12 protein-coding genes are annotated in these 13,144 nt (G+C 63.6%); 9 read left to right on the top strand and 3 right to left on the bottom strand.

Annotated features, from left to right (window positions below):
• Positions 1-333 (bottom strand): IMP dehydrogenase (locus RMO51_RS21555; RefSeq protein ID WP_310398056.1); only part of this gene is annotated, 333 nt, incomplete at its 3' end.
• A gap of 78 nt (positions 334-411) precedes the next feature.
• The gene (locus RMO51_RS21560; RefSeq protein WP_310398057.1) at positions 412-588 is read right to left on the bottom strand and encodes an SAM-dependent methyltransferase; all 177 of its coding nucleotides are present in this window, start codon (positions 586-588) and stop codon (positions 412-414) included.
• Positions 589-769: 181 nt separating this feature from the next.
• Here RMO51_RS21560 and RMO51_RS21565 point away from each other — a divergent pair, with 181 nt between their 5' ends.
• The 9 genes from RMO51_RS21565 to RMO51_RS21605 all read left to right on the top strand — a co-directional run bounded on the left by RMO51_RS21565 (position 770) and on the right by RMO51_RS21605 (position 11,546).
• Positions 770-3,778: a pitrilysin family protein gene (locus tag RMO51_RS21565; RefSeq protein WP_310398058.1), complete on the top strand. Its 3,009-nt coding sequence runs from the start codon at positions 770-772 to the stop codon at positions 3,776-3,778.
• Between the two features lie 96 nt (positions 3,779-3,874).
• Positions 3,875-4,171, top strand: a complete 297-nt coding sequence (locus tag RMO51_RS21570; protein ID WP_310398059.1) for a hypothetical protein — start codon at positions 3,875-3,877, stop codon at positions 4,169-4,171.
• 39 nt (positions 4,172-4,210) lie between these two features.
• The gene (locus RMO51_RS21575) at positions 4,211-4,504 is read left to right on the top strand and encodes a cell division protein ZapA (protein ID WP_310398061.1); all 294 of its coding nucleotides are present in this window, start codon (positions 4,211-4,213) and stop codon (positions 4,502-4,504) included.
• A gap of 131 nt (positions 4,505-4,635) precedes the next feature.
• Positions 4,636-6,324, top strand: a complete 1,689-nt coding sequence (gene rny, locus RMO51_RS21580; RefSeq protein ID WP_310398062.1) for a ribonuclease Y — start codon at positions 4,636-4,638, stop codon at positions 6,322-6,324.
• Between the two features lie 319 nt (positions 6,325-6,643).
• Complete coding sequence (locus RMO51_RS21585; protein ID WP_310398063.1) at positions 6,644-7,345, top strand: hypothetical protein; 702 nt, start codon at positions 6,644-6,646, stop codon at positions 7,343-7,345.
• Between the two features lie 242 nt (positions 7,346-7,587).
• Positions 7,588-8,376 (top strand): hypothetical protein, encoded by a 789-nt coding sequence (locus tag RMO51_RS21590; RefSeq protein WP_310398064.1) that lies wholly within the window; start codon positions 7,588-7,590, stop codon positions 8,374-8,376.
• A gap of 108 nt (positions 8,377-8,484) precedes the next feature.
• Positions 8,485-9,462, top strand: coding sequence for an N-acetylmuramoyl-L-alanine amidase (locus tag RMO51_RS21595; protein WP_310398065.1), 978 nt, complete (start codon positions 8,485-8,487; stop codon positions 9,460-9,462).
• Positions 9,463-9,543: 81 nt separating this feature from the next.
• A complete protein-coding gene (locus tag RMO51_RS21600) occupies positions 9,544-10,788 on the top strand; it encodes a pyridoxal phosphate-dependent aminotransferase (RefSeq protein ID WP_310398066.1) in 1,245 nt (414 codons plus the stop codon).
• Positions 10,789-10,889: 101 nt separating this feature from the next.
• Entirely contained in the window at positions 10,890-11,546 is a 657-nt protein-coding gene (locus tag RMO51_RS21605) for a cytochrome b/b6 domain-containing protein (RefSeq protein WP_310398067.1), read from the top strand.
• Positions 11,547-11,728: 182 nt separating this feature from the next.
• Here the strand turns inward: RMO51_RS21605 and RMO51_RS21610 are convergent.
• Positions 11,729-13,144: M1 family aminopeptidase (locus RMO51_RS21610; RefSeq protein ID WP_310398068.1), on the bottom strand; the 1,416-nt coding region annotated here is incomplete at its 5' end.

A 13,144-nucleotide genomic window follows, 5' to 3' on the forward strand; every position in this document is an offset into this window, starting at 1 on the left:
GAAGATCGTGAGCGGGTTCACCACCATGCCGCTTTCGAACTTCTTCACCCGGCGCACCTGGGCGGCCTGCAGCTCGGGCGAGAGGTTCTTGTGGATCACCCCGATGCCGCCGGCGCGCGCCATGGCGATCGCCATTTCGGATTCGGTCACCGTATCCATGGCGGCCGCGATCAGCGGGATGTTGAGGCTGATGCGGCGGGTGAGCCTGGTGCGCAGGTCGGTCTCGCGCGGCAGCACGCTGGAATAGGCCGGCACCAGCAGCACATCGTCGAAGGCAAAGGCCTCCGCGATGGCGGGCGCGAGGAACTGGGCGGGGACGGTGTCGGGGGACATGGCCAAGGGCTTCCGTGTGACGAACCTTGGCGGCCCCCCTTACGCCGATCGCCTTCCCACGGCAACCGCGCGGCCGTGTCAGGCGCCGGGGCGGAACCCCTGCGCCACCACGTAGGTCTCGGAACTGTCGCGCCGGCTGGCCGGGGGCTTGGCGAACTTCACCGATGCGAAGCGGCGCTTCAGCAGGTCGAGGAAGGATTTCTCCCCGCCGCCCTGGAACAGCTTGCAGACAAACCCGCCGCCCGGCGCCAGCACGGAGACAGCGAAGCGCCTTCCTCTGCGCCCTCTGCGGGAACCGTCGCCCGCCGATTGCGCTGGTCCCAATCATGTAAGCACAACCTTAAAAGCGGCACCGGCCGTGGTTGCGTTCGCGGTAGTAAGTTGCGCACTCATTCACGGTACTGTTTCTCAACTTCTCATCTTTTCCCCGCAGAAAATGAACCTTCGACTATTATCTACCCTCGGCCTGGCCCTGGTAGCCACGGCCGGCCACGCCCAACAGAAGCCCGCGGCCAAGGCCCCGGCGGCTAAAACGGCCCTGATGACCACGCCCGGCGGCACCAAGCTGATTGAGAAGGTCGCCAAGCAGCCCGGCCAGCTCGTCATTCCCTACGAGAAGTACATACTACCCAACGGCCTGACGCTCATCGTGAGCGAGGACCATTCCGACCCGCTGGTGCACGTGGACGTGACCTACCACGTGGGCTCGGCGCGCGAGCAGATTGGCAAATCGGGCTTTGCCCACTTCTTTGAGCACATGATGTTTCAGGGCTCCGACCACGTGGGCGACGAGCAGCACTTCAAGCTGGTGACCGCGGCCGGCGGCACGCTCAACGGCAGCACCAACCAGGACCGCACCAACTACTACGAGACCCTGCCCAGCAACCAGCTCGAGACCGGCCTGTGGCTGGAAGCCGACCGCATGGGCTTTCTGCTCGACGCCGTGACGCAGAAGAAATTTGAAGTGCAGCGCAGCACCGTGAAGAACGAGCGCGGCCAGAATTACGACAACCGCCCCTACGGCCTGGCCCAGGAGTACCTCACCAAAACCCTCTACCCCTACGGCCACCCCTACTCCTGGCTGACCATCGGCTACCTGGAGGACCTGGACCGCTCCGACGTGAACGACCTCAAGAACTTCTTCCTGCGCTGGTACGGCCCCAACAACGCCACCCTGACCGTGGGCGGCGACGTGCAGCCCGCCCAGGTGGTGAAGCTGGCCGAGAAGTACTTCGGCTCCATCAAACGCGGCCCGGCCGTGACCAAAACCAAGCTGCCAGCCCCCGTGCTTACCGCCGACCGCTACGTGAGCTACCAGGACAACGTGCGCTTCCCGATGCTGCAAGTCGTGTTCCCGACCGTGCCCCACGGCCACCCCGACGAGCTGCCCCTGGACGCCCTGGCCGACATCCTGGGCAACGGCAAGAACTCGCTGCTGTATAAGAACATGGTGAAGAACCAGAAGGCCGTGCAGGCCCAGGTGTACCAGCAGAACTCGGAGCTGGGCGGCCAGCTGGCCTTCGTGGCCCTGCCCTTCCCCGGCAAAACCCTCGACAGCCTGGAGCTCATCGTGCGCAACACCATGACCGAGTTTGAGAAGCGCGGCGTGAAAGACGACGACCTGCAGCGCTTCAAGGCCCAGACCCGCGCCCAGCGCGTGAACAGCCTGGCCAGCGTGAGCGGCAAGGTGAGCCAGCTCGCCGCCAACCAGACCTACTTCAACAACCCGAACTACATCACCGTCGAAACCAAGGAGCTCAACGCCCTGACCAAGGCCGACGTGCAGCGCGCCTACGACAAGTACCTGCGCGGCCAGCACGCCGTCGTGTTGAGCGTGGTGCCCAAGACCGGCGGCGTGGCCGCCAAGCCCGACAACTACACCATCGACAAAGCGGCCTACAAAGCGCCCAAGGACGAGTACGCCGGCCTGAAGTACGTGAAGGCCACGGATAAATTTGACCGCAGCAAGCAGCCCGCGTCGGGGGCCAACCCGGTGGTGAAGGTGCCGGTGCTGTACCAGGAAACGTTGGCCAACGGCCTGAAAATCGTGGGCACGAAAAACACCGAGGTGCCGGCCGTGACCATGCGCCTCACCATCCGCGGCGGCCACCGCCTGGAGCAGGCCATGCCCGAGAAAGCCGGCATTGCCCAGCTCACCGCCAGCCTGCTGAACGAAGGCTCGGAGAAGTACACCGGCGAGGAATTCTCGGCCGCGCTTGACAAGCTGGGCTCGCGCGTGTCGGTAAGCGGCGACGACAACGAAACCACGGTGTCGGTGCAGAGCCTCACGGCCAGCCTGCCCGCCACCCTGGCCCTGCTGGAACAGCGCCTGCTGCACCCCCGCTTCGACGCGGCCGACTTCGACCGCCTCAAAAAGCAGCAGCTGGAGCAAATCGCCAACTTCAACACCCAGCCGGCCGTCATCGCCGACCTGACCTACAACAAGCTGCTCTACGGCCCCAACAACATCGCCGGGACGCCCGTGGCCGGCACCGCCGCCTCGGTAGGCAGCCTCACGCTGGCCGACGTGAAGGAGTTCTACAACAAATACTACGCGCCCAACGTGAGCTACCTGGTGGTGGTGGGCGACGTGGACCAGAAAACGCTGACGCCGCAGCTGGGTTTCCTGCAGAGCTGGGCCAAAAAGGACGTGACCGTACCGGCCGACGTGGCCGGGGTGCAGCCCGACAAGACCACGGTGTACTTCGTGAACAAGCCGGGCGCGGCGCAGTCGGAAATTCGGGTGGGCTACCTCACCGACATGACTTACGACGCCACTGGCCCGTACTACCGCGCCTTTTTGGCCAACTACCTGCTCGGCGGCGCCTTCAACTCGCGCATCAACCTGAACCTGCGCGAGAACAAAGGCTACACCTACGGCGCCCGCTCGGGCTACGCCAGTACCCGCTACGCCGGGCCGTTCACGGCCCAGGCCGGCGTGCGCGCCGACGCCACGGCCGCCTCGGTGAAGGAGTTCATGAGCGAAATCACCGGCTACTCGACCGGCATCACGGACGAGGAATTGACGTTCCTGCAATCGTCGGTGGGGCAGAGCGACGCCCTGCGCTACGAAACCGGCCAGCAGAAAGCCGGCTTCCTGGCCCGCCTCGTGGAGTACAACCTCGAACCCAGCTACGTGCAGCAGCAGAGCGACATTCTGAAGAAGCTGACCAAGGAAGACGTGCTGGCCTCGGCGAAGAAAAACCTGCCGGCCGACAAAATGTACATCGTGGTGGTGGGCGACAACAAGCAGCTGCCCGCCCTGCAAGCCCTGGGCTACCCGGTGGTGGAATTGGACCTGGACGGCAAGCCCGTGGCGGCGGCGGCCAGCATGCCCCCGCCCGCCCCGGCCCAGATGAGCATGCCGACGGACGAGAAAATGAAGAGCAAGACCGACGACGGCGGCAAAACGAAGACCAAGACGAAGAAGGCCAAGCAGTCGTAGCCTGATTGGCCTGAGTAGCAAGGAGCGAGCGGGTCCCGGGTAAAGCGTAGCTTTCGGGGACCCGCTTTATCTTCACGCCAAAATTTATCCCGCCCCGTGGCCTCTACCCAACAGCTTGCGCAACTCGACCGCCTGGAGCGGCAGATTACCACCTTAGTGGCTGCCTATCAGCAGTTGCGCGAGGAGCTGGCCGACGCCAACACCACCGTGCAGCAGCTGCGGGCCGACGTGCGCGAGCGGGACCGGCAACTCAAGGAGCGACAAAACCAGGAAAATATTGTTAAACTTGTGCATACCATAGCTGGGGAACCAACCCACGCCAACGAATTAAAACTGCGCCTCAACGAATACATCCGCGAACTGGACAAGTGTCTTGCCTATTTGAGAGACTAACCCCCCTGACCCTCACCCCCACGCCGTAACTTCCGCCTTATGAGCGAGCTAGCCATCAAAATTCGCATTGCCGACCGCGACTATCCCATGCGCGTGGACGTGCAGGACGAGGAGCGGCTGCGCCTGGCCGGGCGCCTGCTCGGCGACAAGGTGCGCGAGTTCCGGGAAGGCTACGGCATTCAGGACAAGCAGGACCTGCTGGCCATGATTGCGCTGGCCACCATGGCCGACCAATTGAAAGTGAGCAAGGAAAAGGATGGCACCGATGCGGCGCTAACCGAACGGCTGGCTCGTTTCGACGAGCTACTATCCGGCGTGGTGCTGGCGGGGTAATACCCCCGCCGAGCCCCCATACACTCGTTGGCCCGGCAGGGCGGCGCGGCAATCGGCCGCCGCCGCCCGCGCCCGGGCAAGTCTGTTCTACTTAGCTATGGTTTTTACTCCCATCCAAAAACCATATCTATATGTCACCCACACTAATGTACATCCTGCTGGCCGCCGTGGTCGCCCTCGTGGCGGGCATCGTGGTGGGCCGGCTGCTGGCCGGCAAAGCCCGGCTGGACCACGAAGGCGAGGCCTCGGCCCGCGCCAAGCAGATTCTCCTCGACGCCGAAGAGAAGGGCAACCGCCTCCGCGACGAGAAAATTAAGCAGGCCGACGAGCGCCTGGAGCAGTCCAAGAACAAGTTCAAGAGCATCCGCAACGAGTTTGACGTGGAGAGCAAGCGCCTCAAGCAGGCCCTCGACCAGGAGCTGACCGAGCGCCGCCAGGGCGTGGTGGAGCAGGAGCAGAGCATTAAGATGCTCACCGAAACCACCCAGCGCCAACTGGAGCAGCTGCAGAAGAAAGAGCAGGACCTGGAGCGCATCCGCGAGAAAACCCAGGCCGACACCCAGCAGTTGCGCGACAAGCTGGAAAGCCAGGCCGAGAAGCGCCGCGCCGACCACGAAGCCGCCCTGGCCGAGCTGGAAGCCCGCGAAAAAGAAGCCGAGGAGCAACTGCTCACCGTGCAGCGCCAGCTCGAAACCATCGCCAACCTGACCGCCGCCGAGGCCCGCGAGCAGCTCGTGGAGTCGCTCAAGAACGAGGCCCAGATTCAGGCCAGCTCCTACATCAAGGACACCGTGGCCCAGGCCAAGCTCACGGCCACCAAGGACGCCAAGAAGATTGTGCTCGAAACCATTCAGCGCACCGCTTCGGAGCACGCCATTGAGAACTGCGTATCGATTTTCAACATCGAGAGCGACGACGTAAAGGGCAAGATTATCGGCCGGGAGGGCCGCAACATCCGGGCGCTGGAGGCGGCGACGGGCGTGGAAATCATCGTGGACGACACGCCGGAGGCCATCATCATCTCGGGCTTCGACCCGGTGCGCCGCGAAATTGCCCGCCTCTCGCTGCACCTGCTGGTGAAGGACGGCCGCATTCACCCGGCCCGGGTGGAGGAAATTGTGGCCAAGACCCGCAAGAACATCGAGGAGGAAATCGTCGAGATTGGCGAGAAGACCATCATCGACTTGGGTATTCACGGCCTGCACCCGGAGCTGATTAAGATGGTGGGCCGGATGCGCTTTCGCTCCAGCTACGGCCAGAACCTGCTGCAGCACAGCCGCGAAGTGGCCAACCTCTGCGCCACCATGGCCGCCGAGATGGGCCTCGACGTGAAGAAGGCCCGGCGCGCCGGCCTGCTGCACGACATCGGCAAGGTGAGCACCGAGGAGCCCGAGCTGCCCCACGCCATCCTGGGCATGGAAATGGCCAAGAAGTGGAAGGAGCACCCCGACGTGGTGAACGCCATCGGCGCCCACCACGACGAGATGGAGATGACGGCCATGATTTCGCCGCTGGTACAGGCCTGCGACGCCATTTCGGGCTCGCGCCCCGGCGCCCGCCGCGAGATGATGGAGAGCTACATCAAGCGCCTCAAGCAGCTGGAAGAAACGGCCAACGGCTTCAAAGGCGTGAACCAGTGCTTCGCCATCCAGGCCGGCCGCGAGCTGCGCGTGATGGTCGACGCCGAGAACGTGACCGACGAACGGGCCGCCGAGCTGAGCTTTGAAATCTCGCAGAAAATCGAGAAGGAAATGCAGTACCCCGGCCAGATTAAAATCACCGTGATTCGGGAGATGCGCGCCGTGGCCTACGCCAAGTAGCCCCTGCTTTTTTGTAGCACTGGCACGGCCCCGCTATGAGAATGGCGGGGCCGTTTACGTACGAACGGCATTGTGAAATATCCGACAAATCAAGATTAATATCCGTACCGACTCCACTAGCAGCCGCTTTCCAACCCTTTTTGCTGCGAATAAAAAGTCCCGGTTGTGGAAAGATTAGGTTGCGGCCAGCTTCGGGGTACGATTAGCTTTAGTCATCCTTAAATCTTGGTTGATGCGCACTATCTGTACCTTCACTTCCTACGCGCTACAAATGGCCTTACTGATTTTTGGTGCTATCAGTTGCACGGTATACACTCCCTTGCAACCCTCCCTGCCCGGGATTCGGGGCGCTGGCCAAGTCGAGCTGCGCGGCAGCTTGCAGCCCTCATTGCGTGCCGAAGCCGGCGCGGCGTATTCGCCCGCCAACCACCTCCTACTGACGGGGATGGGCAGCTGGCGCCCGCAGGGTTCGTTGTCGGGTAGCGGCTTATTTCGGGCCCGCCTGGCGGAAGCGGGAGTTGGCACCTACTGGCCTGCGGGGCCCTATTGGACGTTAGTTGCGCTCGGTGGCTACGGCTGGGGCCAAGCAGCCCGCCAGGTAAATAATGGTGACATCTTATTTAACTATCGTACCGATTATTTTTCTCGCTACACGACCCAATTTGGTCAATTCGGGGCTTTGTGCCGCAAGGACCCCGTGACAATTGGCCTGGGCTACCGCCTCACGCAGGTGCGCTTCCGGGAGCTGCGTTCCAGCGAATACCTGCTGCCGCTCGACAATCAGTTACGGCACGAACCTTTCTTTTCGGTGCGCTTTGATGTGGGAGCAGAGCCAAACGCTGACCGTTGGCAAGCCGAAATCGGGGGCGGGCTTTCGCTGGCCCAGCACGGCCGGGGCAGCACGGGGGGCCCTTACGACCCCGTACGCTCCCAGGTTGACTTGAATCGTGGAAGCGCTTGGCTGGTGAGCGCGGGCGTGGTGTTCCGGCCCATCAGGCGGCGAGAACGCGGTGCCCCGTAGCGCGCGTCCGACTGATGTATTGCACCCAGACCAGGTCCGCCTCGCTCTAATGAAGTTATCGGTATTTGGCCACACAACTCGTTTGTGAATAGACCATATAAGGTAGACGCCTGATAAGCTTTCACGGCTCACCCGTAACCACATAAAAAATACCCCCGTGACGTCAGTTGCGAGGGTATTTTCTGTTTAACTTCATAGTGTTATTCCCGAGCCAACATTCCCCTTATCTATCCATTCGACTAATGAAAAATCTGTTACCTAGTTTATTAGCCTGCAGCATTGTTCAACTGTTGGCCGGCTGCGTGGTGTACATGCCCATGCAGTGCGCGGCCCCGCAGATTACCGATAAGAAACAGGCTGAAGTTACCGCCAGCACCTACCTCAACGGCCGGTTCGAAATTGCCGGCACCTACTCCCCGGTGCCGCACTTACTGGTGCGGGCCGCGTCCAGCAGCCTGCGCGACGACGTGAAAGACAGCACCTACTACCGGGGCCGGCAGTACGACGTGAGCCTTGGCAGCTATTGGCAATTGAGTCCGCGCTGGCTGGTGGGCGGGCTAGGCGGCTACGGCAAGGGCCGCAGCGCGGCCGGCTATTCCCAAGGCGGCTTTCTGCTGGGCGTCGGAGAGCCGGTGCGGCACGATTTCGACGTTCGCTTCAACAAGCTGTTCGGCGAGGCTTACGGGATTTATCAACCCAACGAGGTGTACTCAGTGGGGGCCGCCTACCGCGTCACTCAGGTAAATTTCACGACGCTCACCGACGCGGGCGTCCCGCTGGATTTGCGCGGCATGGTGCGCAGCGAGCCCATGGTTTTTGTGCGCGCGCGGCTGGGACAAGGCTCCGTTGACAACCGGCCGGTGCAGTTCCAGGTGGCGTGGGGCTCTTCCACTACCTTCGGCGATGACCCTAAAGACTCCCGTGATTCCATCCGCGACTTGAAACAAGGCCGCGGCTACATGACCGTTGGCATCAGCATATTTCCGCATTGCCTCTTGCGCAAGGAGCAGTCGGCAGGGGCCGTGCGCTGATATTTACGGTCCGATGCGTTCAACTGCCCTCGCCGTGAAAGAACGCCGTGGGCGCACCGGCAGCGCGAGGCCCGGCCCACCGCTGGCGCTGCCTACTGTTTCCGCTTTATGAATCGACCCCGACCGGGCTTGTTTTTTGTCGCCCCAGCCTGCGCGCTTCTGGCGGCCTGCGCGGTCCTGCGCAACCCCTACGCCGCCACCAACCGCTCCTACCGCCAGCAGGTGAAGGCCTACGCCCGCGCCCTGCGCGCCACGCCCGGGCCCACGCCGGGCACCGACAGCCTGCCGCTGGGCAAGTACTGGGTGGGCACCACCAACTTCAACCTGCGCAAGCCCAACTACGTCGTCATCCACCACACGGCCCAGGACTCGACGGGCCAGACGCTCCGAACTTTCACCTTGCCGAGTACGCAGGTCAGCGCGCACTACGTGATTGGGCGCGACGGCCGGGTGTACCACCTGCTCAGCGACTACCTGCGGGCCTGGCACGGCGGCGCGGCCCGCTGGGGCAACACCACCGACCTCAACTCCTGCTCCATCGGCATTGAGCTGGACAACAACGGCGCCGAGCCGTTTGCCGAGGCGCAAACAGCCAGCCTGCTGAAGGTGCTGGCGGGCTTGAAGAAAGCCTACGGCATCCCGGCGGCCAATTTCATCGGGCACGCCGACATTGCCCCGGCCCGTAAAACCGACCCCAGCGCCTTGTTTCCGTGGAAATTACTAGCTGCTAATGGCTTCGGGCTTTGGTACGACGCCGGCCCGCTGCCGTCCCCGCCCGGCGCCGCGCCAGCCGCGCCGGACAGTTCCGCCGCGCAGGTTTCCGTATTAGCCAACCCTCCCGCCTGGCCCGCCGGCGCCGCCCCTGCCCTACCGGACACCACGGCGGTGGATGCACAACTAATGCGCCTGAACCGCACGGCGCCGTTCGACCCGCGGGAGCCGCTGCGCATCATCGGCTACGACACCCGGGATTTGCCGGCGGCCATCCGGGCCTTCAAGCTGCATTTCATTCAGCGGGACGTGAACGCGCCGCTGAGCGAGGCCGACAACCGCATTTTATACAACCTCTACCAGAAGTACTTGTAGCAGCCGGCCAGCGCTGCTATTTTAGCGGTTGTGCCGGGCATTCGCCGTCGGAAGGCTGGTTGCGGCGGTTAACTTTGTTTCATGCTAGAAGTATCACTGCGCGGGCAGGCCATGCCCGTTTCGCCGTTTCGCAAGCTGGCGCCCTACGCCGAAGCGGCCCGGCAACAAGGCAAGATTGTGTACCCGCTCAACATCGGACAGCCCGACATCGAGACGCCCCCGGCCGCGCTGGCCGCCGTGCGTACCGCCGCCGTGCGCGTGCTGGGCTACAGCCACGGCGCGGGCACCGAGAGCTACCGCCACAAGCTGGCCGCCTACTACCGGCGGGCCCAGCTGCCGGTGGCCGCCGAGGACATCATCGTGACCACCGGCGGCAGCGAGGCCATCCTGTTCGCGCTGCTCACCTGCCTCAATCCCGGCGATGAAATCATCATCCCGGAGCCGTTCTACGGCACGTACACGGCCTTTGCCATCGCGGCCGGCGTCACCATCGTGCCCGTGACGGCGCACATCGAAACCGGCTTCGCGCTGCCGCCGCTGGCCGATTTTGAGCGGGTGATTACGCCGCGCACCCGCGCCATCCTCATCTGCAACCCCAGCAACCCCACCGGCTACGTGTACCGCCGCGCCGAGCTGGAAAGCATCCTGGGCCTGTGCCGGGCCCACGACTTGTACCTGCTGTCGGACGAAGCCTACCGGGAGTTTTGCTACGACGCGCCCTACGTGAGCGCCCTCCAACTGGCCGGCGCCGCGGAGCACGTGGTGGTGGTCGACACCATTTCGAAGCGCTACAGTGCCTGCGGGGCCCGCATCGGCGCGCTGGTCACGCTCAACAAGCAGGTGTACGCGGCCGCGTTCCGCTTCGCCCAGATGCGGGTAAGCCCGCCCGGCCTGGGCATGCTGCTGGCCGAGGCCGCCGCGGAGCTGCCCGAGTCGTATTTCGACGAGAGCAAGGCCGAGTACCAGGCCCGGCGCGACCTGACCGTGGCCCGGCTGCGGGCCATGCCCGGCGTGGTGTGCCCGCGGCCCGGCGGCGCGTTCTACGTGTTGGCCCGCCTGCCCGTGGACGACACCGAAACCTTCGGCCAGTGGCTGCTAGAGTCCTTCACCTACCAGAACCAAACCCTGATGCTCTCGCCGGCCAACGGCTTTTACCACACGCCGGGCCTCGGCCGCCAGGAAGTGCGCCTGGCCTACGTCATCAATCGCACCGACCTGGCCGCCGCCCTCACCTGCCTGGAATACGCGCTGCTGGCCTATCCCGGCCGCACCCAACCGTTGCCGGCAGCCCCTGCTGTCGCCGCATCAGCGCAGTTTGCCGGTTAGTATTCAGTTAAAAGTGAAGAGTTAAAAGGTCCGTTCTCATTTTAACTCTTCACTTTTAACTGAATCCTAACGGCCCTACCCACGTAACCTCAACTCTCTCGATGAACCCCACGCTCGCCCCCACCGCCGAAGCCCCGACCCACGACTACACGGCCCCGCTGCGGGTGTGGCACTGGGGCAACGCTGTATTGGTCAGCGGCCAGCTGCTGACCATTCTCTTTCAGCGCGTCATCGTGAATGCCCGCTCGGCCGTGCCGGAGTTTCAGGCCACGATGAGCCGGGAGCACATCGTGCTCAGCGAGAAGCAGGCCCGCTCGCTCACGCACATCATCAGCGAGCGAATCTGGGAGTGGCACATTTACATCGGCCTGACGCTGGCCGCCTTCTGGCTGCTGCGCGTGGGGCTGGAGCTGCGCGGCCCGTCGGAGCTGCGGTTTTCGGCGCGGCTGCTGGAAGTAGCCCGCCGCTACCGCCTGGCCCCGGCCGCCGACAAAGGCGACGCCAGCCAGGCGCTGTTTGCCAAAAGCACCTACGCCCTGTTTTACGCGTTCCTGACCGTGATGGTCGGCACGGGCCTCATCCTGACCTACCACAACGACGTGGCGCTATTCGACCAGTGGGAGCACACGGCCGAGGAAATCCACAACGTGACCATGTACCTCATTCTGTCCTTCTTCGTAGTGCACCTGGTGGGCGTGGTCTGGGCGGAAGTCACCAAGGACCGCGGCCTGATTTCGCGCATGGTGGGCGGGCGGTGACCTCACCCCCTGACCCCCTCTCCGGGGGAGAGGGGGCACCGGTCTTGAATCAGTTAAAAGTGAGAAGCCCGCCTGACGATTCAAGCGGGCTTCTCACTTTTAACTCTCCACCTTGTAACTGCTCTCGCGTCTGCGCAAGTCCGGTGCCCCCTCTCCCCCGGAGAGGGGGTCAGGGGGTGAGGCTACTTGGTGCCGCCCGGCTTCTGCTCCTGCTTCTGCAGGGGGCTGGCCGCCTGGGCCGCCTGCTGCATGGGGTTGGGGGCGGCGGGCGCCTGTTGCTGAAACAGCTCGAAGCGGGAGGCCGCCGGCTGGCGCGGGAAGGCGTTGTTGCTCAAATCCGTGTCGGCCGTTTGCTGAAAAGGGTCAAGTACGAAGCTGATAACGGGCTTCTTAGTCACGATGACCTTGGTGACCTGGGCGTTGTTCTTGCGCCAGATTTCGGCCGGGATGGTCTGCGTTTCCTGCGAGTTATCGGCAAAAGTCATTTGCACAATCACCGGCATCACGAGGCCGCCCAGGTTGCGCAGGCTCAGCTCGTAGAAGTTCTGGGTGTCGCCGAGGCGCTGGCGCTGCGCGGGGCTCAGGGCAGCCTGATAGGCGGCGTAGCGCTGCTGGTCGGCCGCGGTCACGGCCAGCGGGTCGAAGCCGTTGTAGAAGTCTTTCAGCTCCGGCTTCTCGTCCACCAGCGTGCGCTTGAGGTCGGTGGCGTTGCGCTGGGCCGAAATGGAAGCCAGCGCGGCGGCGCGCTGCTGCTGCAAGCGGGCGTTTTCCACCTGCGGGTCCCGGGTGCTGGCCGTGTAGGCCTTCACCGCCTCCAGGCTGAGGTCGCAGCGGTCGGTGGTGTAGAACCAGCCGCGCCAGAACCAGTCCAGGTCCACGGCCGAGGCGTCTTCCATGGTGCGGAAAAAGTCGGCCGGCGTGGGGTGCTTGTAGGCCCAGCGCTGCGCGTAGGTTTTGAAGGCGTGGTCGAACAGCTCGCGGCCCATCACCGTCTCGCGCAGGATGTTCAGGGCCGTGGCCGGCTTGCCGTAGCCGTTGTTGCCGAACTGCAGCACCGACTCCGAATTGGTCATAATCGGGGTTTGCACGCTCTTGTCAGTCTTCATGTAGTCCACGATGTTACGGGGCTCGCCGCGCGTGGAGGGATAGTTGCGCTCCCACTCCTGCTCGGTCAGGTACTGGCAGAATGTGTTCAGGCCCTCGTCCATCCACGTCCACTGCCGCTCGTCGGAGTTGATAATCATCGGGAAGAAATTGTGCCCCACCTCGTGAATAATCACGGATATCATGCCGTATTTCCGCTGCGCGGTATACGTGCCATCCTTCTCCGGCCGGCCCCCATTAAAGCACAGCATCGGGTATTCCATGCCGCCCACCGGGCCGTGCACCGAGATGGCCACCGGGTATTCGTAGGGAATGGTGAACTTGGAGTAGGTCCCGATGGTGTGGGCTACCACCTCGGTCGAGTACTGCCCCCAGAGCGGGTTGCCTTCCTTGGGGTAATACGACATGCACAGCACCGGCTTGCCATTCTGCTGGATTTGCAGGGCGTCCCAGATGAACTTGCGCGAGCTGGCCCAGGCAAAGTCGCGCACGTT

The organism is Hymenobacter sp. (assembly GCF_031398885.1).
GTDB lineage: Bacteria > Bacteroidota > Bacteroidia > Cytophagales > Hymenobacteraceae > Hymenobacter.

Bases quoted from the DNA above. Each gene is read 5' to 3' on its own strand.
- RMO51_RS21575 (WP_310398061.1), top strand. From the start codon at position 4,211: ATGAGCGAGCTAGCCATCAAAATTCGCATTGCCGACCGCGACTATCCC.
- rny (WP_310398062.1), top strand. From the start codon at position 4,636: ATGTCACCCACACTAATGTACATCCTGCTGGCCGCCGTGGTCGCCCTC.
- RMO51_RS21600 (WP_310398066.1), top strand. From the start codon at position 9,544: ATGCTAGAAGTATCACTGCGCGGGCAGGCCATGCCCGTTTCGCCGTTT.
- RMO51_RS21590 (WP_310398064.1), top strand. From the start codon at position 7,588: ATGAAAAATCTGTTACCTAGTTTATTAGCCTGCAGCATTGTTCAACTG.
- RMO51_RS21605 (WP_310398067.1), top strand. From the start codon at position 10,890: ATGAACCCCACGCTCGCCCCCACCGCCGAAGCCCCGACCCACGACTAC.
- RMO51_RS21595 (WP_310398065.1), top strand. From the start codon at position 8,485: ATGAATCGACCCCGACCGGGCTTGTTTTTTGTCGCCCCAGCCTGCGCG.
- RMO51_RS21565 (WP_310398058.1), top strand. From the start codon at position 770: ATGAACCTTCGACTATTATCTACCCTCGGCCTGGCCCTGGTAGCCACG.